The organism is Kosakonia radicincitans DSM 16656 (assembly GCF_000280495.2).
GTDB classification, from domain to species: Bacteria; Pseudomonadota; Gammaproteobacteria; order Enterobacterales; family Enterobacteriaceae; genus Kosakonia; species Kosakonia radicincitans.
Genome location: NZ_CP018016.1, coordinates 1,747,696 through 1,769,686 on the forward strand (window position 1 = coordinate 1,747,696; position 21,991 = coordinate 1,769,686).

At 53.8% G+C, this 21,991-nt stretch carries 19 protein-coding genes; 5 read left to right on the forward strand and 14 right to left on the reverse strand.

Features of this window, described 5'->3' with window-relative positions; genetic code table 11:
* Positions 1 to 62: 62 nt before the first annotated feature.
* Both yejM and Y71_RS08590 read right to left on the reverse strand, forming a co-directional pair.
* Positions 63 to 1,823: an LPS biosynthesis-modulating metalloenzyme YejM gene (yejM, locus tag Y71_RS08585; RefSeq protein WP_007371138.1), complete on the reverse strand. Its 1,761-nt coding sequence runs from the start codon at positions 1,821 to 1,823 to the stop codon at positions 63 to 65.
* Between the two features lie 18 nt (positions 1,824 to 1,841).
* Positions 1,842 to 2,069 carry a YejL family protein gene (locus Y71_RS08590; protein ID WP_007371139.1) on the reverse strand — a complete coding sequence of 76 codons (228 nt, stop codon included), beginning with the start codon at positions 2,067 to 2,069 and terminating at the stop codon, positions 1,842 to 1,844.
* A gap of 132 nt (positions 2,070 to 2,201) precedes the next feature.
* Here Y71_RS08590 and yejK point away from each other — a divergent pair, with 132 nt between their 5' ends.
* Entirely contained in the window at positions 2,202 to 3,209 is a 1,008-nt protein-coding gene (gene yejK / locus Y71_RS08595) for a nucleoid-associated protein YejK (RefSeq protein ID WP_007371140.1), read from the forward strand.
* 140 nt (positions 3,210 to 3,349) lie between these two features.
* On the opposite strand, the gene rplY is transcribed toward yejK, so the two are convergent.
* Both rplY and radD read right to left on the reverse strand, forming a co-directional pair.
* Positions 3,350 to 3,634: a 50S ribosomal protein L25 gene (gene rplY / locus Y71_RS08600; protein ID WP_007371141.1), complete on the reverse strand. Its 285-nt coding sequence runs from the start codon at positions 3,632 to 3,634 to the stop codon at positions 3,350 to 3,352.
* A gap of 124 nt (positions 3,635 to 3,758) precedes the next feature.
* Positions 3,759 to 5,519, reverse strand: a complete 1,761-nt coding sequence (gene radD / locus Y71_RS08605; protein ID WP_007371142.1) for a DNA repair helicase RadD — start codon at positions 5,517 to 5,519, stop codon at positions 3,759 to 3,761.
* Positions 5,520 to 5,667: 148 nt separating this feature from the next.
* Between radD and rsuA the strand changes: the two genes are divergently transcribed.
* The 3 genes from rsuA to Y71_RS08620 all read left to right on the forward strand — a co-directional run bounded on the left by rsuA (position 5,668) and on the right by Y71_RS08620 (position 8,267).
* Complete coding sequence (gene rsuA / locus Y71_RS08610) at positions 5,668 to 6,375, forward strand: 16S rRNA pseudouridine(516) synthase RsuA (RefSeq protein ID WP_007371143.1); 708 nt, start codon at positions 5,668 to 5,670, stop codon at positions 6,373 to 6,375.
* A gap of 15 nt (positions 6,376 to 6,390) precedes the next feature.
* Positions 6,391 to 7,584, forward strand: a complete 1,194-nt coding sequence (locus Y71_RS08615) for a Bcr/CflA family multidrug efflux MFS transporter (RefSeq protein WP_035942167.1) — start codon at positions 6,391 to 6,393, stop codon at positions 7,582 to 7,584.
* 338 nt (positions 7,585 to 7,922) lie between these two features.
* Positions 7,923 to 8,267 (forward strand): YejG family protein, encoded by a 345-nt coding sequence (locus Y71_RS08620; protein WP_007371145.1) that lies wholly within the window; start codon positions 7,923 to 7,925, stop codon positions 8,265 to 8,267.
* 3 nt (positions 8,268 to 8,270) lie between these two features.
* On the opposite strand, the gene yejF is transcribed toward Y71_RS08620, so the two are convergent.
* The 9 genes from yejF to Y71_RS08665 form a co-directional block, all read right to left on the reverse strand.
* Positions 8,271 to 9,860, reverse strand: coding sequence for a microcin C ABC transporter ATP-binding protein YejF (gene yejF, locus Y71_RS08625; protein ID WP_007371146.1), 1,590 nt, complete (start codon positions 9,858 to 9,860; stop codon positions 8,271 to 8,273).
* Between the two features lie 2 nt (positions 9,861 to 9,862).
* Positions 9,863 to 10,888 (reverse strand): microcin C ABC transporter permease, encoded by a 1,026-nt coding sequence (locus Y71_RS08630; RefSeq protein ID WP_007371147.1) that lies wholly within the window; start codon positions 10,886 to 10,888, stop codon positions 9,863 to 9,865.
* Complete coding sequence (locus tag Y71_RS08635; protein ID WP_007371148.1) at positions 10,888 to 11,988, reverse strand: microcin C ABC transporter permease YejB; 1,101 nt, start codon at positions 11,986 to 11,988, stop codon at positions 10,888 to 10,890. The genes Y71_RS08630 and Y71_RS08635 overlap by 1 nt, the downstream gene beginning before the upstream one ends.
* Before the next feature lie 9 nt (positions 11,989 to 11,997).
* Positions 11,998 to 13,806, reverse strand: a complete 1,809-nt coding sequence (locus Y71_RS08640) for an extracellular solute-binding protein (protein WP_035888842.1) — start codon at positions 13,804 to 13,806, stop codon at positions 11,998 to 12,000.
* A gap of 95 nt (positions 13,807 to 13,901) precedes the next feature.
* Positions 13,902 to 15,458, reverse strand: a complete 1,557-nt coding sequence (locus Y71_RS08645; protein ID WP_007371150.1) for a cyclic di-GMP phosphodiesterase — start codon at positions 15,456 to 15,458, stop codon at positions 13,902 to 13,904.
* A 160-nt stretch (positions 15,459 to 15,618) separates the two neighbouring features.
* Positions 15,619 to 16,182, reverse strand: a complete 564-nt coding sequence (mepS, locus tag Y71_RS08650; protein ID WP_007371151.1) for a bifunctional murein DD-endopeptidase/murein LD-carboxypeptidase — start codon at positions 16,180 to 16,182, stop codon at positions 15,619 to 15,621.
* Between the two features lie 422 nt (positions 16,183 to 16,604).
* Positions 16,605 to 17,306: a phosphatase PAP2 family protein gene (locus Y71_RS08655; protein ID WP_007371152.1), complete on the reverse strand. Its 702-nt coding sequence runs from the start codon at positions 17,304 to 17,306 to the stop codon at positions 16,605 to 16,607.
* A gap of 34 nt (positions 17,307 to 17,340) precedes the next feature.
* Positions 17,341 to 18,327, reverse strand: a complete 987-nt coding sequence (locus Y71_RS08660) for a CobW family GTP-binding protein (RefSeq protein WP_007371153.1) — start codon at positions 18,325 to 18,327, stop codon at positions 17,341 to 17,343.
* 117 nt (positions 18,328 to 18,444) lie between these two features.
* A complete protein-coding gene (locus Y71_RS08665) occupies positions 18,445 to 19,911 on the reverse strand; it encodes a mannitol dehydrogenase family protein (protein WP_007371154.1) in 1,467 nt (488 codons plus the stop codon).
* 203 nt (positions 19,912 to 20,114) lie between these two features.
* Between Y71_RS08665 and uxuA the strand changes: the two genes are divergently transcribed.
* A complete protein-coding gene (uxuA, locus tag Y71_RS08670) occupies positions 20,115 to 21,305 on the forward strand; it encodes a mannonate dehydratase (RefSeq protein ID WP_007371155.1) in 1,191 nt (396 codons plus the stop codon).
* Positions 21,306 to 21,387: 82 nt separating this feature from the next.
* Here the strand turns inward: uxuA and yeiP are convergent, their stop codons facing one another.
* Entirely contained in the window at positions 21,388 to 21,960 is a 573-nt protein-coding gene (gene yeiP / locus Y71_RS08675) for an elongation factor P-like protein YeiP (protein ID WP_007371156.1), read from the reverse strand.
* Between the last annotated feature and the right edge of the window lie 31 nt (positions 21,961 to 21,991).

A 21,991-nucleotide genomic window follows, 5' to 3' on the forward strand; every position in this document is an offset into this window, starting at 1 on the left:
TAGTACCCTTTTCGTTGCTGATTGCAAGCAGAGGGGCACCTGAGTGATTCATAATTAATCAATCAGTTAGCGATAAAACGTTTTTCATTCGTTAACACTTGCAGCAACAAACTGAGCTGCGGTTTTTGATCGCGGATCTTCTCACCCTGCGCATTCCAGGTATGGTAATTGCCGTTAGGACTCAGCACCAGCGTCATCTCCGGCGTGGTTATCGCCAGCGTGCCGCCGCCCGCCGCGGTGACCCAATTGTGGCGGCGCGGTACGTTAAACAGATCCTGCCCCTGTGACCAGGCGTTGGCTGGCGTGCTGACATGCAGCAGCCGCTGCATCAGCGTGGTCATCACATCTTTATGATCCGTCAGCGTATTGATACGCTGCGCCGGCGTTCCCGGCCAGTGGATGACCAGTGGAACGTGCAGCCGGCTGCGCGACCATTCGAAACTATCGTCCGCTTTGCTTTCTGGAACGCCATGGCCAGCGGTAATAATCACCACCGTATCGTCCAGCTTGCCCGTCGCGCGCAGCGCATCCAGCACGCGCCCGATTTGCGCATCGACATCTGCCGCCGCGCGGCTGTATTTACGCGCGAAGTTTGGCTGCGAACTGTCCAGAGACGCCGTGCCGTTCAGCGAAATCCACGAGAACCAGCGATTATCATCCTGCGCATAATGCTCCAGCCAGTTGATCCACTGCGAGGCGGTTTTCTCGTCACTCTGTGTTTGCGCGGCTGGCAATGAGAAATCGGAGAGCAGTGCCTGGCGGTAGAGCGGGCTGCTGAAGCCGTCCGAAGAGAACAAGCCAAGCTGGTAACCCTGCTGGTTAAAGGCAGTGATCAGCGCCGCCGGAATACGCGCCGACAGCACGCCGTCCATGTAACCCGGCGAGATGCCGTAGAACAGGCCGAAATAGCCATTGTCAGCAGTGTTGCCGGAACTCATATGCTGCGTAAAGTTGACGTTCTGCTGTGCAAAGCTGGCCAGTTGCGGCATCTGTTTTTCATAACGTGAATAGTTGAGGCCATCAACGGTAATCAGCAGTACATTCTGACCGGAACCCATATCAGCGTAGCGCAGATCGCTTAAGGGGTATTGTACGGAGACGGCTTCAGGGCTGCCTTGTTCCACCAGTCGGCGCTGATAATCCTGCGCATCCAGCAAACCGTGTTTTTCCAGAAAACGTCGCGCGGTCATAGGATAAGAGAGCGGCAGGTTAGCGCGCTGCATGGTAATCGGGCGATAGAAATTGGCGTCGGCCCAAATATACATCACATGCGTGGCAATAAAGGCGACGAAGAAAAAGGCGGCCAGCGGCTTGGCATAGTGGCGACGGCGCGTCAGGCTGCGCAGCTTCTGCCAGCTCCAGGTGGCGAATAACATCTCAATTAGCAAGATCACCGGCACGCTGATAAACATGAGCTGCCAGTCCCGCGCCATTTCGTTCTGGTCCGGGTTAATCACCAGTTCCCAGACAACAGGATTAAGATGCAGGTGGAAACGGGTAAATACTTCGCTGTCGATCAGCAGCAGCGTCATGCCCGCCGTCGCAAGGATGGCGGACAGCACGCGCATCAGGCGCTGCGACATTACAATAAACGTCAGCGGGAAGAGCACAAGCAAGTAGGTGGCGAACACCAGAAAGCTGAAATGCCCAACCACGCTGAGATAAGAATAGATACGCCCGGAGAGGGTAGTCGGCCAGTCGGCGACAAACAGATAACGGCTACCGAGAACGATGGACAACAAAATGTTGAACAACGCAAACCAGTGCCCCCAGCTTACCATCTGGGAGACTTTTTCACGGTAGCGCTGACGATTGGTCACCATAGACTGTCGATATTTCCCTTAATGCGCTTTGTCGTCGCCAATTGACGATTGTAAAGCCTGAGCGAACGATTTCGCGATCGCCTGACGTTGTGCAGGGGCGACGCTGGTGTTGATCAGGTTCGTCACCATATTGCCCAGCACCATCAGGGAGAGATCGGTCGGGGCTTTGTGTTTTTCCAGCACGTTTGCCAGCTCACTGAGCAGCTGTTCAACGTGTTCATCACTGTAGCGGGAGATTTGTGGCATAAATCGGAATCTGTTTACTCATGAAAGGGCAACATATTACCGTAGCAATCGCTTTTTTTCTGCTTTTTTATCAGCAGTTGCACAGTTGCGTTGGTGGTGGTTGAATACCGCCGTCTAAAAGGAGAGTTTATCATGAGTCTGGACATCAACCAGATTGCCCTGCACCAGCTTATCAAGCGCGATGAGCAAACCCTTGAACTGGTGCTGCGCGATTCTTTGCTGGAACCGACCGCACCTGTCGAAGAGATGATGGCGGAACTGCATCGGGTATACAGCGCCAAAAATAAAGCCTACGGTCTGTTTAACGAAGAGAGCGAACTGGCGCAGGCGCTGCGTCTTCAGCGTCAGGGCGAGGAAGAGTTCCTTGCTTTCAGCCGCGCGGCAACCGGGCGCTTACGTGATGAACTGGCGAAATATCCGTTTGCTGATGGCGGTATTGTGCTGTTTTGCCACTACCGCTACCTGGCGGTGGAGTATCTGCTGGTGGCGGTGCTGAACAACTTAAGCAGCATGCGCGTCAATGAAAATCTCGACATCAGCTCGACGCATTATCTCGATATTAATCATGCCGATATTGTGGCGCGCATTGATTTAACCGAGTGGGAAACTAATCCGGAATCAACCCGCTATCTGACCTTCCTGAAAGGGCGAGTAGGGCGCAAAGTCGCAGACTTCTTTATGGATTTCCTCGGTGCCAGCGAAGGGTTGAACGCGAAAGCGCAAAACCGCGGTCTGTTGCAGGCGGTAGACGACTTCACCGCGCAGGCCGAACTGGATAAATCAGAACGCCAGACCGTGCGCCAGCAGGTTTATACCTACTGCAATGAGCAGTTGCAGGCGGGCGAAGAGATTGAACTGGCATCGCTCTCTAAAGAGCTGGCGGGCGTCAGCGAAGTAAGCTTCGAAGAGTTTACCGCAGGCCAGGGCTACGAGCTGGAAGAGAGTTTCCCGGCGGATCGCAGTACCCTGCGACAGCTGACCAAATTTGCGGGCAGCGGCGGTGGTCTGACGATCAACTTTGATGCTTTGCTGCTGGGCGAACGTATTTTCTGGGATCCGGCTACGGATACGCTGACCATCAAAGGCACGCCGCCGAATCTGCGCGATCAACTGCAACGCCGATTCACGGGTGGGAAGTAATCCTCTGAAACCTGCTCATTTGGGCAGGTTTTCTTTTACGCACGACGTGAGCCGCCATATGACTCAGCGAGCCGCGTATCGACGTTGATAAGGCATAAAAAAACCCCGCCGGAGCGGGGTTTTCTTCAACTTGTCGGCGATTAAGCGCGAACGAAGTCGATGTGAGTCAGGCGTACTTTGAACGCGTGACGCTGTACAGCCTGAACTTTTACTTTTACTTCTTTGCCATCAACTGCAATGGTCAGAACGTCGCTGTAGAATTCAGCTTTCGCCTGCATGTTCCACAGTTTGTCGTGATCCAGTTCGATAGCGATCGGCGCTTCAGTTCCACCGTAGATGATTGCCGGGAACTTGTTCGCTGCGCGCAGGCGGCGGCTCGCACCCTTACCCTGCTCTTTACGTACTTCTGCGTTAATAGTAAACATTTAAATCTCTCTTAAATAAATCCTGTTACAGGCGACCCAGCAACAGGCAGATGATCGGCTTTGCGGATGCAAAAGCGGGCGGTATTCTATCCTCGAACGTTCGATACATCAATCAAAAGTACGTTTACCCGCGCAATTCATGCGCCCGCCGGAAGCGACCCTCATAATCAAACACCTTTTCCCGCACCTGCCAGTACTGCCCTTTCATGCGGGCGACCACAAAATCGGGATGACGCAACAGCGCCTGTTGCGTCACGATATCGGCGGCGACAATCCAGCGCAGTGGCACGCCGGGCGTGCGCGTATGCGGGCGGATAAACAGCTGTTCGAAAGCGGTTCGCTGGGCAGGTGTCTGCAGACGGAAGCGCTCGCTGACATCGGCGCCATCTTCATCGTAATAGGTGATTTTTAGCCATTCGCCTTTCTCATCGGCACCGTGTTGCAACGTCATGCCGCTACAGCGCAGCACCAGCGCATCTTTTAACTTCAGCGCTGCTTTCAGCATATCGTCCGGATCGACAAGCACGGTATCGCAGGCGCGGCAGCGGCGGGCCGCGATATCGTTTTCCGCATTGCACTGCGGGCAGTTTTTAAAGCGAAAACGGTAATCACACTGCTCGCGGTTGCCTTCATCATCTTCCAGCCAGCCCTGGCAGCGGCGACCAAAGTGTTCAATCAGCGTGCCGTCGGCGGTAGTTTTTCCCCAGAAGGTGTTGGCGAAGCCGCAGCCGGGGCAGAAAACCTGCACCGGGACGTTATCGCTTTTGCCTTTCGGCGCACCAATTTCCGGCGCATAGAGATCGTGAGGGTTCCCGGCATAATCAAGGATCAGACAGTCGGTTTTACCGGGTGCAAGTCGCAGGCCGCGTCCGACAATTTGCTGATACAGGCTGACGGATTCCGTTGGTCGTAAAATGGCAATTAAATCAACATGCGGCGCATCGAAACCGGTGGTCAGCACCGCCACGTTAACCAGGTAACGGAACTGCTGATTTTTGAATGCCTCAATCAGCGCATCGCGTTGCGGGCCTGGCGTTTCACCAGTGATGAGCGCCGCATCGTTTGCGGGTAACAGGCCGGTAATCTCCCGCGCATGCTCGACGGTCGCCGCAAAAATCATCACCCCTTTGCGCGTTTGCGCGAATTCAATAATCTGGCTGATGATATGCGGGGTAATGCGCTGCTGCTTTTTCAGTTCGCGGTTAAGATCGGTCTCGCTGAACAGCCCATTACTTTGCGCCTGTAAGCGGCTGAAATCGTACTGCACGACCGGCATATCCAGCCGTTCCGGCGGTGTTAAATAGCCGTGCTTGATCATATAACGCAGCGGCAGCTCATAAATGCAGTCGCGGAACAGCGCTTTTTCGTCGCCGCGCACCATGCCGTGATAGTGAAAGCGGTAAATCCAGCCTTTTCCCAGCCGAAAAGGCGTGGCGGTAAGGCCAAACAAACGCACGTGAGGGTTCACTTCGCGCAAGTGGCTGAGGATTTGCTGGTACTGGCTGTCGTCATCGTCGCTGATACGATGACACTCGTCGACCACCAGCAGGGAAAACTCGCTCTGAAACTGCTCCAGGTTGCGCGCCACCGACTGTACGCTGCCGAACACCACTTTTCGGTGGCTCTGCTTACGCTTCAACCCGGCGGCGAAAATATCGGCTTCCAGCCCCAGCGCCACATATTTCGCATGATTCTGCGCCACCAGTTCTTTGACGTGTGCCAGCACCAGTACACGGCCACGAGCGAGCCGTGCCAGTTCAGCGATCACCAGGCTTTTTCCTGCGCCGGTAGGCAGCACAATCACGGCGGGTTCAGCATGTTTGCGAAAATGGGCGAGGGTGGCATCCACCGCTTCACGTTGATAAGGGCGTAGCGTAAAAGTCATGGTCTCGATGGGTTGCAGGGTGACACTGCACAGTATGCCACGAATCTTTCCTTTGAGCGGTTTGTGATGCTCGTTATACTGTCAGGGTACTCATTTCTTCTTGTGGGCGTTTTGCCCGCACCCAGCACCATACAGGCCAGAAAAATTCATGCGACTTGATAAGTTTATCGCTCAGCAGCTTAGCGTCAGCCGGGCGATTGCCGGGCGTGAAATCCGCGCCAGCCGTGTTACCGTCGATGGCGACATCGTCAGAGATACAGCCTTTAAACTGCAACCTGAGCACGAGGTTGAATACGAGGGCAACACCCTGGTTCAGCAGAATGGCCCGCGCTATTTTATGCTGCATAAACCGGAAGGTTACGTCTGTTCTACCGACGATCCGGATCATCCCACCGTGCTCTATTTTCTTGATGAACCGGTTGCCCACAAGCTGCATGCCGCGGGGCGTCTGGATATCGACACTACCGGGTTGGTGCTGATGACCGATGATGGTCAATGGTCGCACCGCATTACTTCGCCGCGCCATCACTGCGAAAAAACCTATCTGGTGACGCTCGAGTCTCCGGTCAGCGAAGATACCGCCGCGCAGTTTGCTCATGGCATCCAGTTGCATAACGAGAAAGATCTCACCAAACCCGCAGAGCTGGAAGTGATCACCCCGACGCAGGTGCGCCTGACCATCAGCGAAGGCCGCTATCATCAGGTGAAACGCATGTTTGCGGCTGTCGGTAACCATGTCGTCGCGCTGCACCGCGAGCGGATCGGCGCGATTGCGCTGGATGAGGATCTGGCTCCCGGCGAGTATCGGCCGCTGACAGAAGATGAAATCGCCAGCGTTGGCATGCCTTTTCGTTAATTTCAGGAGATCTTCGTGACCAGCAGGCCACACTCTTCACTGAGTATAGTGTTCATTCTTGGCCTGTTGGCCATGCTGATGCCGTTATCCATTGATATGTATCTGCCGGCACTGCCGGTGATCGCCGAGCAGTTTGGCGTCCCGGCGGGCAGCGCGCAGATGACCCTCAGCACCTATATTCTGGGGTTTGCGGTGGGGCAGTTGCTGTACGGGCCGATGGCCGACAGCATCGGGCGTAAGCCGGTTATTCTTGGCGGTACGCTGATCTTTGCCGCCGCGGCTGTCACTTGCGCGCTGGCACAGAGCATCGATCAACTGATCACCATGCGCTTTTTCCACGGTCTGGCAGCAGCGGCATCGAGCGTGGTGATCAACGCCCTGATGCGCGATATCTACCCGCGTGAGGAGTTCTCGCGCATGATGTCGTTTGTCATGCTGGTCACCACTATTGCGCCATTGCTGGCACCAATGGTCGGCGGCGCGGTGCTGGTCTGGTTTAGCTGGCATGCTATTTTCTGGATCCTGGCGATTGCCGCGCTGCTGGCGTCGGTGATGATTATGCTGTTTATCCCCGAAACGCTGCCCGTTGAGAAACGGCATAAGTTTCACCTGCGCACCACCATCGTCAACTTTGCTTCGCTGTTTCGCCACAAACGTGTGCTGAGCTATATGCTGGCGAGCGGCTTCAGCTTTGCCGGAATGTTCTCCTTTCTCAGCGCCGGGCCGTTCGTCTATATCCAAATCAACCACGTTTCACCGCAGAATTTTGGTTATTACTTTGCGCTGAATATTGTGTTCCTGTTTATCATGACGATTATCAACGGCCGTTTTGTGCGTCGTGTCGGCGCGCTGAACATGTTCCGTAGTGGGTTGTGGATCCAGTTCGCGATGGCTATCTGGATGGTAATGACAGCCTTGTTGGGTGTGGGCTTCTGGGCGCTGGTGCTCGGCGTGGCGGCATTTGTCGGCTGTGTATCGCTGGTGGCATCCAATGCGATGGCCGTAATTCTTGATGAATTCCCGCATATGGCAGGAACGGCCTCGTCGCTGGCGGGCACGTTCCGTTTCGGCATCGGCGCGATTGTCGGCGCGTTGTTGTCGATGGCGGCCTTTAACACCGCCTGGCCAATGATCTGGTCGATCACCTTTTGTGCGACCAGCTCAATCCTCTTTTACCTCTACGCCAGCCGTTCAAAGAAACCTGCCTGAATCCTCACCAAAGGGAGCGTGAAAACGTTCCCTTTTTTGATGCATGTCAACCAGAAACGACATACATTCGCCCGCATTTGTTTATTTTATGTAAAATCAATTAGTGTAAAAAGTCACATCATTGTAGTGAAAAAGGTTGAGTTAGATCGCAGAAACGGGTACATATAGCGCGAAACACGGTCCGTTGCTTACCCATTAAAACCCAGATAAATGAGCAGCCAGCCCATACGCTGCGCGGGATGTGACCTTTTCTGCGTAGTTGACAAGATGAATTGTCAATATTGTGTTAATCTAGATGTGAAATATTTGTGAAGTGTAAGTACTTCTGGGGAAAGAAAGTGAATACATTACAGCTCTCCATCATCCATCGTCTGCCCCAGTCTTATCGCTGGCTGGATGGTTTTGCAGGCGCAAAAGTTGAACCGATTCCGCAAAATGGTCAGTCTGCGGAAGACAGCCTTGTCGCCTTAAAACTGCTCAGTCCGGATGGTGATAATGCCTGGCCGGTGATGCACAAGCTCAGCCAGGCGTTGAGTGATATTGAAGTGGATTGTTCCGTTCTGGAGTGCGAAGGGGAGCCGTGCCTGTTCGTCAACTGCCAGGATGAGTTCGCCGCGACCTGCCGCCTGAAAAACTTTGGCGTTGCCATCGCCGAGCCATTCTCCCGCCAAAACCCGTTCTGAACGTCAGCGTAATGACAACAGCTGACGTGTATATGCCTGTTCCGGCGCGCTAAAAATACGCTGACATTCACCCTGCTCAACGACTTCACCCTGTTTCAGCACAATGACCTGATGACATAACGCGCGGATCACCTGCAAATCGTGGCTGATGAAGATATACGCCAGCCGGTGCGTTTGCTGTAAAGACTTAAGCAATGTAAGAATCTGCGCCTGCACGGTGCGATCCAGCGATGAGGTGGGTTCATCCAGAATGATCAGTTCCGGCTTCAGGATCAGCGCACGGGCAATCGCAATGCGCTGGCGCTGGCCGCCGGAAAACTCGCCGGGAAAACGCCGCCGTGTTTCGGGATCCAGGCCCACTTCCTGCATCACTTCAATCACCCGCTGCTCGCGGGCACTGCGCGTTAACGCGGGGTGATGCACCCGCAAGCCCTCTTCGATAATTTGCTGTGCGTTGAGACGAGGATTGAGCGCGGAATTGGGATCCTGAAACACCACCTGGATGCGATGACGCACCGGCAGCATCTGCTGACGATTCCAGAGATGCAACGGCTTCCCATCAAAAAAAATCGTGCCCTGCGAAGCCACCAGACGCAGCAGCGCAAGCCCGGTTGTGCTTTTACCGGACCCCGATTCGCCTACCAGCCCCAGCGTTTCACCCGCCCGTAGAGAAAAGTTGATATTACGCACCACCTGATTATGCGCGATCACACGCTTAAAAATCCCTTTATGCACCGGGCAGCTGACACCGAGATTTTGTACTTCCAGTAACGGCGGCGCATCGTCAGGGAGCGGAACGGGATCGCCTGATGGCTCGCTGTTGAGCAACCGCTGGGTGTAGGGATGCACTGGCGTGCTGAACAACGCCTGAGCGCTGTTTTGCTCGACGCAGCGACCGTTTTGCATCACAGCAACGTTGTCTGCCAGCTTGCGCACGATGCCTAAATCATGGGTGATAAATAGCAGCCCCATATTCAACTCATCGCGCAGTTCGCGCAGCAGTTTCAGAATTTGCGCCTGCACGGTAACATCCAGCGCGGTGGTGGGTTCGTCAGCAATCAGCAGCTCCGGGCGCGTCAACAGCGCCATGGCGATCATCACGCGCTGGCGTTCGCCGCCGGAAAATTGATGTGGGAAATCCCCTAAACGCTGGCGTGCGTTTCGTATTCCTACTCGATCCAGACAATCAAGGATCTCCGCGCGCGCGGCTTCACGACGCATTCCTCTGTGCAGCGATAACACCTCATAAAGCTGTTTTTCCAGCGTGTGTAGCGGGTTAAGCGACACCATGGGTTCCTGGAAAATCATGGCGATGGTGTTGCCGCGCACACCGCGTAGCGTGCGTTCACTGGCATGCAGCAGCGACTCTCCGTGGAACAAAATTTCGCCAGCAGGATAAACCACCGGCGGCGAGGGCAGCAGGCGCAGGATCGACAGTGCACTGACGCTTTTGCCGGAACCGGATTCACCCACCAGCGCCAGCGTTTCACCGGCTTCGATACGCAAGGAGAGATCGCTGACGACGGTGCGTAACGTCTGCTGCTGACGAAAAGCAATAGAGAGGGAATCGATAGAGAGCAGGGGAGTGGCCATGATTACACCGCCTTATTCGGATCAAATGCGTCGCGCACCGCTTCGCCGATAAAAATCAGCAGCGAAAGTAGCAGGGCGGTGGAGACGAACGCGGCAATCCCCAGCCACGGCGCCTGTAAGTTATTTTTCCCCTGTAACAGCAACTCACCCAGCGACGGCGAGCCAAGCGGCAAACCAAAGCCGAGGAAATCCAGCGAAGTCAGCGTTCCCACTGAGCCGCAAAGCACGAACGGCAGCAGCGTCAGGGTGGCGACCATCGCATTAGGCAACATATGGCGCAGCATAATCGCGCGATCGCTAACCCCCAGCGCCTGAGCGGCACGGATATAGTCAAAGTTACGTGTGCGCAGGAATTCAGCGCGAACCACGCTGACCAGCGTCATCCAGCCGAACAGCACAGTGATACCCAACAGCCACCAGAAGCCTGGCTGGATCACGCTGGAGAGCAAAATAATTAAAAATAGCGTTGGCAGACCTGACCAGACTTCAATAAAACGTTGTCCAAGCAGGTCGATTTTACCGCCGTAATAGCCTTGTAATGCGCCAGCCATGATGCCAATCACACTGGTACAAAAGGTCAACATCAGGCCGAACAGCAGCGAAATTCGCGTACCGTAGAGGATCCGCGCCAGAACGTCGCCGCCATTTGCATCGGTGCCAAGCCAGTTCTGTGCTGAAGGCGGTGAGGGAAAGGGCGTAGCGGTGTCGTAGTTAATGCTGCGCGCGCCGAATCGCACCGGCGCCCACAACGCCCAGCCGTGCTCTTCAAGCTGCTTTTTCAGCCACGGATCCTGATAATCCGCTGCCGTGGCCAGCGGGCCGCCAAAATCGCTTTCACTGTAATTTTTAACCAGTGGGACATACCAGTGCCCTTCATAACGCACCAGCAGTGGTCGGTCATTCGCCACCAACTCGGCAAACAGGCTGAGAATAAAAATGGTTAAAAAGATCCATAGCGACCAGTAGCCGCGCCGGTTATGGCGAAAGCGCTCCCAGCGCATCTGGTTGACATAGCTAAGTTGAAACATCAGCGTCCCTCGAAATCGATTCGCGGATCCACCAGCGTATAAGTGATATCACTGAGGATATTCAGCAGCAGGCCGATCAGAGAGAAAATATAGAGTGTGCCAAACATAACCGGGTAATCCCGCGAGAGCGTGGCTTCATAGCCCAGCAGGCCAAGACCGTTAAGCGAAAAAATCACTTCAATCAATAGTGAACCGGTAAAAAACATGCTGATAAAGGTGGCAGGAAAACCGGCAATCACCAGCAGCATGGCGTTGCGGAACACATGTTTGCGCATGATATTGCGCTCGCTGACGCCTTTGGCGCGAGCAGTAACCACATACTGTTTGCGGATCTCATCCAGAAAGGAGTTCTTGGTCAGCATCGTCAGCGCGGCTAATCCGCCAATCACCGAAGCCAGTACCGGCAGAGTGATATGCCACAGGTAGTCGGTGATTTTTTGATACCAGGGCAGCGTGTCAAAATTTGTCGAGACCAGTCCGCGAAGCGGGAAAATATCGTAATAGCTGCCGCCGGAAAAAAAGATAATCAGCAGGATCGCGAACAGGAAAGAGGGGATTGAATAGCCAACGATAATGACCGCGCTGCTCCAGATGTCGAAACGACTGCCGTTGTAGACCGCTTTGCGAATGCCGAGCGGTATCGACACCAGATAGACGATAAGCATTGCCCACAGGCTAACAGAGATAGAAACCGGCAGGCTGTCTTTGATTAATTGCAGCACTGAGGCGCTGCGAAACAGGCTGTCACCGAAGTCGAAGCGTATATAATCCCACAGCATTTTGAAGTAGCGCTGGTATAGCGGCTTATCAAAACCATAGCGCTTTTTGATCTCTTCGATGACTTGCGGATCGAGGCCGCGCCCGCCGCGATAGTGGCTGTCGTTACTGAGAACATCGCCCACGCCGGTTCGCGCATGGGTTGCGCCCATACCGCCTGCGCCGCTACCGGGCAATGCGCTATGATCGCCAAACTCGATGGCGGCAATAGCCTGATCGACAGGGCCGCCGGGGGCAATCTGCACGATGAAAAAGTTAATGGTGATAATGGCCCAGAGAGTGGGAATTATCAGCAATAAGCGACGAATGATATAGGCGCCCATCCGATCTCCTTAACGTCTGGCTGCGGGCAATTTTGCCGCTTTATTTACGTCATACCACCAGGTGTCAAAACCCAGTGAGTAGAGCGGGCGAACGCCAGGCATTGAGAATTTATCCCACCAGGCGATGCGATCGGCCGACATATACCACATTGGCAGCATGTAGTAATTCCAGGTCAGCACGCGATCCAGTGCGCGACCAAGAGGCAACAGTTTCTCCTTATTGCCCTGCCAGTGCGCGATCTGCGCGATCAGATTATCCACCGCCGGGTTTTTGACGCCGGGCGCGTTATATGAAGAGTCAATGTATTGCGAGCTCCAGGCAATCTGCAGATCCTCACTCGGCCACAATTGCGCCCGCCACAGGCGCGGCATCATATCGTAATCGCGGCTGCGCAGGCGGCTGGTGGCCTGCGAGTTATCAACCTGGCGCACCTCCATATCGATGCCCAGGCGTGCAAGGCTGTGCTGGAACGGGAGAACCCACAAGGTATCGCCGCCGGAAGGCAGCAGCAGCTCAAAGGTGAAAGGCTGGCCGGTTTGCGCATTCACTCGCCGCTGATTTTTCAGCACCCAGCCCGCTTCCGTCAGCAGTTTATCGGCTTTGAGCAGATTAGCCCTGTCATAACCGCTGCCATCGGATTTTGCCGGTGTGTAAACGGAAGTGAAAACTTCCGGCGGTACTTGTGATTTCAGCGGCGCCAGCAGGACTAATTCGTCCGCATCGGGATAAGCGCGCGCGGCGTATTCAGTGTTCTGGAAATAGCTGTTAGCGCGGCTGTAGGCGCCGTAAAACAGCGCCTTGTTCATCCATTCAAAATCAAAAGCCAGCGAGATGGCTTCGCGGACGCGGCGATCGCTGAAAATCGGCCGCTGAATATTAAACGCCAGCCAGCGAGTATCCTGCGCTGATGCGTTCGGTTGTTCATCTTTAACAATATAACCATGGCTGAAGTTGCTGCCGGTATAGCGCGTGGCCCAGTTTTTGGCATCACTTTCGCTGCGCATATCGAATGCGCCCGCCTTAAAGGCTTCGAACGCGACATTATCGTCGAGGTAGTAATCGTAACGGATCGCGTCGAAATTCCAGCGTCCGCGGTTAACCGGCAGATTCGCGCCCCAGTAGTCTTTGACCCGACTATAAGTAATGTACTGCCCCATGCGCCAGGCGCTGATGCGATAAGGACCGCTGCCCAGCGGAGGGCGCGAGAGTGGTTCATCCAGCCGGTGATCTTTCCAGAATTTTTCCGGCATTACTGGCAGCGTCAGCAGGCTAAGCATGCTCTCTTTACTCGGTTTCGCCAGCACAATGCGTACGGTCAACGGCGAAATCGCTTTCACCGTCGTTCCCTTGTAGACCAGGCGAAATTGCGGCACGCCTTCCGTCATAAATTTTTGAAAGGTAAAAGCCACATCGCTGGCGCGGATGGGCGAACCGTCGTGAAATGTTGCGCGGGGGTTCAGCGAAACCTCCATCCAGGAGAAATCGTCCGCATAGCGGGCCATTTCTGCGACCAGCGGGTAGTAACTGCCGGGTTCATCATCGGAGGTGGTAAACAGGGCATCGTACAGTGATTCAGTTCGGACTGCGGCGTTGCCCCGCATGGCAAAACGGTTGAAGTTATCGAAGGTGCCAATCACCGACAGCGTTGCACTACCGCCTTTCGGTGCGGCAGGATTCACGTAGTCAAAATGGGTAAAGTTGATGGCGTATTTAGGCTCGCCGATCACGGCAAATGAGTCGCTCTCTTTAATGGTCTGGGCCTGACAAGCCAGAGCGGCAAACGCCAGCACGAAAGCTGAAATACGCAAAAACTTCATTCGCTGTGTTCCTGTGAACGGCGGCGCAGCAGGCGCCTTAACCTCTAATCATTGAATAATAAGGGAGGCCCGGCAGGTTGTGAAATAATTCGCGCCTATAGCAGGGCGGAAAATGGCGGCGGCTGCCATTCGGTAAACTGTTGCAGCGTCATCGGACGGCTAAAATAGTAGCCCTGCATATAATGAACGCCATGTTCGCGCAGCCATCGGGCTTGCTCTGGCGTTTCAACACCTTCGGCGACGGTCAGCATATTCAGCTTTTTTGCCAGCGTCAGCACGGCATCAAGCACGGGCGACGTCACGGTTTCTGTGCCAATGGCATTGACGAAGCCACGGTCGATTTTCAGGTAGTCCAGCGTGAAACGTTCCAGATAAATCAGCGCGCTGTGGCCGGTGCCGAAATCATCAATAGCGGTTTCGTAGCCCTCTTCCCGAAGCTGCTCAAACCGCGCAGTCACTTCGTTAAAACGCAACATATCCCGCTCGGTGATCTCCAGTACGATACTGAAATGGTGGGCGGGGAGTGAACGTGATAGCTGGCGGATATCCTGCATAAAGGTTTCATCTTGCAGGTGACCTGGGGCAATGTTAATGCCCAGTTTTGCGCCTTCGGGCAGCAATGTCTTTAATCGCGGCGCATCGTGGGCGATTAAACGGAACAGATGCTGCGTTAACGGCACAATCAGTTGCTGGGCTTCAGCAAAATGAATAAATGCATCCGGCGGTATTTCACCTGCCGTTGGATGCTTCCAGCGCATCAGAACTTCAACGCCGGTGACCTGCAAATTTTTCGCTTCCACCACTGGCTGGTAAACAATATAGAACTGATCGCGCTTGATACCGGTCAGGATCTCGCGGCCAGGGGTGAGATTGTTTTGCAGGATATAGGCTGTCAGCAGGCCAAAAAGTATGCCAAAAGTGGCACCAAGCAGCACGGCGAATTGAATATCCTCTGATCGCCACTTTTCTGCATAGAGATAAAACGTGATTGGCGACCCTTCAATGTGCGTAGCTCGTATCGGCGGCGGGGTTATCGTACTCAGATCAACTAAACCGGGTGAAAAGGTAGAAACGGCACGATTGCCGATGCCCAGCGCCACGCCGGTCAGATCGGGGCGTTGCGAGGTATAGAGCATATAAGGTGTCAGATTGATATTCAGCGTGGCGAACACCCCGCGGTTCTCCCGGAGCGGGCTGCGAAACCAGACGGCGATGGCGGGTTTGTTCGGCATCATCGGTGTGCCGGGCAGTAACACCATATCCATGTTTTTCGTCAGGTCGATATCCGGTACCAGATCTTTCATTGCCATACTCATCTCGCCGGTGGCCGATGAGCAAAAGGCTCGTTGATCTTTTACCAGCAGAAACGCTCGCACGTTAATCGTGAATGCGGCTCTGGAGGTCAGCTCGCTGACGACGACATGACACTCATTCAGCGTGAACGGTTGCAGCGATTCTGCTGTTGTTCGTATTTCACGGAGATAGCCTGAGAGCCAGTGCTGGATATTGTTCACTAATGCGGTATAGCGATCTTCGCGTTTATGCTGCTCCAGCCCCAATTGCAGTCCACCGACAATCAATGCAGAGAGTACTCCCGCGATTAGGCTTATCAGTATAATTTTGCGATTCAGGGAAAAATAACGGCTGAACATAGTGTCAGGTCCATTCCAGGCGTTCAGAGATGCGGGAGCAACAGTTGCTGGACTATAACTTGAAAAGAAGGGGATGGCATACAACAGGCATAAAAAAACACCGCCGGAGCAGTGTTTTTAGACTTAATCGCCAGCTCAAGGGTAAACCGGCATTAAGCAATTAGCTGCGTGTCAGGATGCGTCGCGCTTCGTTGTAGCGCTTCTTCCAGTAAGGCTCATCCATGCTGGAAATCATCACACCGTTACTGGTGGAAGCATGAACAAACTGGTTATTGCCAATGTAGATGCCAACGTGTCGACCCGTTGAACCCGCCCTGAACAGAACCAGATCGCCCGTACGCAAACTGGTGCGCGAGATGGACTTACCGGTTTCCTGCTGTTCCCATGTGGAACGCGGCAGTTCTAACCCAAACTGTTCACGGAAGGTGCGCTGCACGAAACCAGAACAGTCGATGCCTTTTTTGGTGTCGCCGCCGAGACGGTAGCGAACGCCTTTCCAGTCAGCATATTGATCCATAATGCGGCTTTTTACGTCCAGATTACGAACCATATTTTCAAATTCATCCTGAGAGGTTTGCAGTGAAGAACTGTCTTCACCCACAGCAAGCGTCTCAGAATGCATGTTCTTTGCGGTATTTGTAGAACAAGCAGAGAGCAGTACCGCTACTGCAATTGCAGGGATCGCCCGCAAGATATATCTCAAAATCGGCTGAGATTTGACCATGTTACTTATTTTCCCTTGAAGTCCTTAACGATAAATATCGTTATAAAAATGCCAACGCAGCGAGATTAATTATCTGAAGGCATCGAGACAATTACTCCGGCATAGATTTGTGGAAGAACGCACAAAAAAACGCACAACGAGAATAACAGCACTCTTTGCGACAAGACGAACCGAGGTTACCTGAACATCCTGGGCATGGCGAGCGCTTTTCTGCATTTTTTTATAAGAAATTATGATACAGAAAGTGAATTTCCTGAAATGCTCAAATATTAACCCGTGCAGTGTAAAAAGCACGCAATGTGCTAATTCATATGCAGTTTACCATGACAGGAAAATGACAATAGTGGGAAAAGGCGGCAGATTTGAATTAGGGATCGAAAACGATCCCTAATGGATGACATTTATTGATGTTGGGTGATTGTTTAAAGTTTGTTATTTCCAGGCAAATAACGATCGAACAAAGCGATAATTTTATCGCTTAACGGCGTTAACAGGCACCACGGCAGACCAATCAGCACGGCGGATAACGAACCAACAGCAATATCTGTAAACCAGTGTGCACCGATCATGACGCGTGGGAAGGCAAAAACCACAAAAATAATCAGGGCAATGCCAAATGCTTTTTTGCCGAAATAACGCCACATCACCGCAGCGAAAATAAGCAACATCATTCCGTGGTCACCGGGGAAACTATCCTTCGAGGCATCTTTGGTCGGGAAATCGAGCAGCTCGCTGACGCGGTGAATATCGGTAAAGTAGAGGGACGGGCTTGCGCGTTGTACCGGCATCAGATGCTGCGCCAGCTGGTTTACCACTACAGCAATCAATAACATGGTCAAACCAATGATTACCACACGGCGACGGCCGGTGCGATCGGCTGGCAGCCAGAACGAGAGCATCAGGCAGCCCATGGCGACCAGCGAACAGGCATCGAACGCGCGGTTATTGGTTAGCGCCACCAGCCAAAGCCAGGCACGATTTTCTACCAGCCCACGGTTGAAGAAGTGGAAAATGGCCGAGTCTAGCGGAAACCAAAAACCATGATTTACAGGCAGATACCAGCACATAAACAACGCCAGCCCGATGGCGTTCAGCAAAATAATCAAGGGTAAACGAGTTTTCATTACTTAAGGATTCTTAATAAACACAGGGGGAACGTTAGTGCTCCTGACTTAAACGAAGCTTCAACAAAGCGGACTGAAGCATGTTCCAGTCCGCTTCTGAGGCGGTAATTAGCTCGATTCGACTATCCGGCGGCGCAACATTCTGCGTTTCGAGATGAAAATCCTCTCCCTGGCGATTCACCCGCAGCAGGCCTTCCGGTATGCGCATAACGCCTTTGACACGCTCAACTGGGGCATGGCGCACCCACTCAAGCAGGCCAATGGTGTCAAACACCGTGTCTTCATCAAAAATCCAGCCACATGCCTGATGGCCCTGGCCGCTGTTCAGACTGCGACGCCAGCGTTGATGCGCAGGCAGGCTCAGCGCCGCAAGACCTTTCCGCTCACCGTGCGTATGCTCATGCGCGGCACTGGAAGGGAGTTCCCGCAGATTACGACGCGGGCGATCGAGCAACGCGCCATCAATCGCGCCCTGGGTGACGCTGACCCGCTGACGATCGCCGCCGAAGCGGGACCACCATGCTTCCAGTGCTTGCTGGCTCTCTATGGTCGCGCGATCCTGCTTATTGGCGACAATGATGTCGGCAGCCGCCAGTTGATCGCGGAAGTTATCATTAGTAAGCGCTTTCTCATCCAGCAACTGGCGTGGATCAAGCAAACAGAGGGTGGCGCGCAGGTCAATCCACGGTTCATAGACCGGGTCCGTCAGCATATTGAGGATCTGTTTCGGGTGGCCGAGCCCGGTTGGTTCAATTAACAGACGGTCGGGCTTGCCCTGACGCAGCAAGGTGTTCAGCCCCACCTGCATCGGCAAACCATTTACGCAGCACATGCAACCACCGGGGATCTCTTTAAGCAGTGCGCCGCTGTCGGCAAGCAATGCGCCGTCGATACCGACTTCGCCAAATTCATTCACCAGCACAGCCCATTTCTCCTGCGGATCTTTATTCGCCAGCAGATGCAAAATAGAGGTGGTTTTGCCGCTTCCGAGAAAGCCAGTAATGAGATTGGTCTTGGTCACAAAAGCTCCAGTCGTCAATAAAACGTAGGTAATTTGTGATCCTGGAGAAAAAAATGAAAAAAGAGAAGGGCGCGGACGGTGTAAAGCACGAACCATCCGCGTAAATCGCAATAATTGTTAAGCGCTGAGCACGCGTTTTACCGCGCCGTGAGCGCCATGGGCGACAATGCTTTGCCATGCATCGCCAACGGCATCGACAAACAACGGATTAAGTGGCAGATCGTTACCGAATATCTCCTTCAGCGCCAGCAGCGCAGCCACGCGCTCAGTTTCGTTACTGGTTTCGACAATGGCGTGAATTTTATCCGCCAGCGGATCGCGAATATCAATAGGCTGCCCGGCATCATCCACGCCGCTGACATAACGCATCCAGCCAGCAATGCCCAGTGCCAGCAGCGGCCAGTGACTTTCCCGCTGTAAATGGACGCGAACGCTGTCCAGTATGCGCTGCGGCAGTTTTTGGCTACCGTCCATGGCGATTTGCCAGGTGCGGTGTTTCAGCGCCGGGTTAGCGAAGCGTTCAAGCAGGCTGTCAGCATAAGCTGTCAGATCTACACCGGTGATACGCAAGGTTGGCGCTTGCTCATCCAGCATCAGACGACGCGCTGCTTCGCGGAATGCTTCATCGTGCATGCAGTCATTAATATGCGCAAAACCGGCCAGGTACCCCAGATAAGCAAGGAAAGAGTGGCTGCCGTTGAGCATACGAAGTTTCATCTGTTCCCACGGCTGCACATCCTGCACCAGTTGTACGCCTGCGACTTCCCACTGCGGACGCCCGGCGACGAAATTATCTTCAATCACCCACTGAATAAACGGCTCGCAGCTGATAGCGCAGGGGTCGAAAACGCCCAGTACATCGCTGATTTCCGCCAGCGATTCGTCTGTTGCTGCCGGTACAATGCGATCGACCATTGTCGCCGGGAAACTGACATTCTCCGCGATCCAGTGCGCCAGTTCCGGTGAGCGGGTGTTTGCCATGCCCAACACCGCATTTTTCACAATATGCCCGTTGTCGGGAATGTTATCGCAGGGGAGTACAGTAAATGGCGGCAACCCGCGCTCACGACGACGATACAACGCTTCAACCAGAATGCCCGGCGCCGAATGCGGCTCGTGCGGGTGTTGAAGGTCATGTTCAATACGTGGCTGGTGCAGATCCAGCTGGCCGCTGGCCGGGTCGATACAGTAGCCTTTTTCGGTAATCGTCAGCGAAACAATCGCCACCTGAGGCTCACAAAATTTCTCAATGATGGCAGGCAGGGAATCGAGCTTTGCGTTCAGACACTCATTGACTGCGCCGACAATAATCGGCTGGTTGCTGGTTGCGCCTTTCTCCAGCACGGTATACAGATGATCCTGCTCGCGCAGTTGCGACATCAGTACATCACCGCTGAATAAGCTGATTTCACAAATCCCCCAGTCACCGCCCTGCGTATTCAGCACCCGGTCGGTTAACAGCGCCTGATGCGCGCGATGAAATGCGCCAAAACCGAAGTGCACAATTCGCGAGCGCAGCTGTGTGCGATCATACTGAGGTTGCTGTACCGTGGCGGGAAGCAATGCGGAAGCAATAGTCTTCATCTGTATACACCTGATTAACCAATAATTAACAACAGCAGTGTAAAGTTATATGACAGCAAAAAGAATTGGTATGCCTTAAATATCCGGGGAATGTGAGCTGGATCAATCATTGCTGTGGGAGGAATTGACCCTTCCAGCTAAACATGTATGGTAGTCGTCATGCAATGATGTGTATTGGTATAACAACTTTAGAGGGTAAGGCGATGGAACAAACCTGGCGTTGGTATGGACCGAACGATCCGGTATCTCTTGACGATGTGCGGCAGGCAGGTGCAACCGGCGTGGTCACTGCGCTGCACCATATCCCAAATGGTCAGGTGTGGCCGGTTGAGGAGATCAAGGCGCGTCAGGCGCTACTGGCAGAAAAAGGGCTGACCTGGTCGGTAGTGGAGAGTATCCCGGTACATGAAGATATCAAAACCCATTCCGGCCAGTATGAAACCTGGATCGCCAATTACCAGCAGAGCATCCGTAACCTGGCGACCTGCGGTATCGATACTGTCTGCTACAACTTTATGCCGATCCTCGACTGGACGCGTACTGATCTTGAATATCAATTGCCGGACGGTTCCAAAGCGCTGCGTTTCGACCAGATCGCCTTCGCCGCTTTCGAGCTGCATATCCTGAAACGCCCAGGCGCGGAAGCGGACTACAGCGAAGAAGAGCAGCGCCAGGCGCAGGCTTACTTCAACGCGATGAGCGATGCGGAAGTCGAAAAGCTGACACGCAATATCATCGCCGGTCTGCCGGGCGCCGAAGAGGGTTATACGCTGGATCAGTTCCGTGCGCGTCTGGCGGAATATGATGGTATCGATAAAGCGCAACTGCGTGAAAACATGGCTTATTTCCTGCGCGCTATTGTGCCGGTTGCTCAGGAAGTGGGCGTACGTCTGGCGGTTCACCCGGACGATCCGCCGCGTCCAATCCTCGGCCTGCCGCGTATCGTTTCGACTATTGAAGATATGCAGTGGCTGAAAGAAGCTGTCGACAGCATCAATAACGGCTTCACCATGTGTACCGGTTCATACGGTGTGCGTGCTGATAACGATCTGGTGCGGATGATTGAAACCTTCGGCGATCGCATTCACTTTACGCACCTGCGTTCAACGTGCCGTGAAGATAACCCGAAAACCTTCCACGAGGCTGCGCATTTGCAGGGCGATGTGGATATGGTCTCTGTTGTGGCAGCGATTCTGACTGAAGAGCAGCGCCGCAAGAAAGCAGGCGATCTGCGCCCGATCCCGTTCCGCCCGGATCATGGTCACCAGATGCTGGACGATCTGCGCAAGAAAACTAACCCGGGTTACTCGGCGATTGGTCGTCTGAAAGGGATGGCGGAAGTGCGCGGCGTTGAGCTGGCGCTGAAGAAAACCCTGTTCCGCGATTTGCTGTAATGTCGTTCTGATGTAAAGCAAAGCGCCATCAGGCAAAAAAAAGCCACTTCATTGAAGTGGTTTTTTTCATGGCAACACGAGATCAGTCAGCGCGGCCCATGTAGCGGCGCTCTTCGATATGGATGCGGATCTTCTCACCGGTGGTCAGATATTCCGGCACCTGCACAACCAGGCCAGTATTCAGGGTGGCGGGTTTGGTACGGGAGCTGGCAGAAGCACCTTTAATGCCCGGAGCCGTTTCCACGATTTCAAGATCGACAGTCTGCGGCAGTTCGAGCGCCAGCAGCTGGCCATCCCACAGCAGAACCTGCATATCCGGCATGCCGCCTTCCGGAATAAACTGCAGCTCTTCTTCAATCTGATCTTTCGTGAAGGTATACGGCGTGTAATCTTCTTTATCCATGAACACGTATTCGTTGCCATCAATGTAAGAGAAGTCAACAAAGCGGCGGTTCAGGGTAACGGTATCGAGGATATCATCGCCTTTAAAACGCTCTTCCACTTTCAACCCGGTACGGACATCGGAAAAACGCATCTTGTACAGTGTCGCTGCGCCACGGGCGCTCGGTGCCTGGATATCAATATCTTTCACAATCAGCAGCTTGCCGTTGTAATTCAGCACCATACCTTTTTTAATTTCGTTCGCTCTTGGCATTGCAAGGGTCCTGTGAGATTAAAATAACAAA

Bases quoted from the DNA above. Each gene is read 5' to 3' on its own strand.
- uxuA (WP_007371155.1), top strand. From the start codon at position 20,115: ATGGAACAAACCTGGCGTTGGTATGGACCGAACGATCCGGTATCTCTT.
- yejK (WP_007371140.1), top strand. From the start codon at position 2,202: ATGAGTCTGGACATCAACCAGATTGCCCTGCACCAGCTTATCAAGCGC.
- yejF (WP_007371146.1), bottom strand. From the start codon at position 9,860: ATGGCCACTCCCCTGCTCTCTATCGATTCCCTCTCTATTGCTTTTCGT.
- yeiP (WP_007371156.1), bottom strand. From the start codon at position 21,960: ATGCCAAGAGCGAACGAAATTAAAAAAGGTATGGTGCTGAATTACAAC.
- Y71_RS08645 (WP_007371150.1), bottom strand. From the start codon at position 15,458: ATGTTCAGCCGTTATTTTTCCCTGAATCGCAAAATTATACTGATAAGC.
- yejM (WP_007371138.1), bottom strand. From the start codon at position 1,823: ATGGTGACCAATCGTCAGCGCTACCGTGAAAAAGTCTCCCAGATGGTA.
- Y71_RS08630 (WP_007371147.1), bottom strand. From the start codon at position 10,888: ATGTTTCAACTTAGCTATGTCAACCAGATGCGCTGGGAGCGCTTTCGC.
- Y71_RS08665 (WP_007371154.1), bottom strand. From the start codon at position 19,911: ATGAAGACTATTGCTTCCGCATTGCTTCCCGCCACGGTACAGCAACCT.
- rplY (WP_007371141.1), bottom strand. From the start codon at position 3,634: ATGTTTACTATTAACGCAGAAGTACGTAAAGAGCAGGGTAAGGGTGCG.
- rsuA (WP_007371143.1), top strand. From the start codon at position 5,668: ATGCGACTTGATAAGTTTATCGCTCAGCAGCTTAGCGTCAGCCGGGCG.
- Y71_RS08590 (WP_007371139.1), bottom strand. From the start codon at position 2,069: ATGCCACAAATCTCCCGCTACAGTGATGAACACGTTGAACAGCTGCTC.
- radD (WP_007371142.1), bottom strand. From the start codon at position 5,519: ATGACTTTTACGCTACGCCCTTATCAACGTGAAGCGGTGGATGCCACC.
- Y71_RS08640 (WP_035888842.1), bottom strand. From the start codon at position 13,806: ATGAAGTTTTTGCGTATTTCAGCTTTCGTGCTGGCGTTTGCCGCTCTG.
- Y71_RS08635 (WP_007371148.1), bottom strand. From the start codon at position 11,988: ATGGGCGCCTATATCATTCGTCGCTTATTGCTGATAATTCCCACTCTC.
- mepS (WP_007371151.1), bottom strand. From the start codon at position 16,182: ATGGTCAAATCTCAGCCGATTTTGAGATATATCTTGCGGGCGATCCCT.
- Y71_RS08655 (WP_007371152.1), bottom strand. From the start codon at position 17,306: ATGAAAACTCGTTTACCCTTGATTATTTTGCTGAACGCCATCGGGCTG.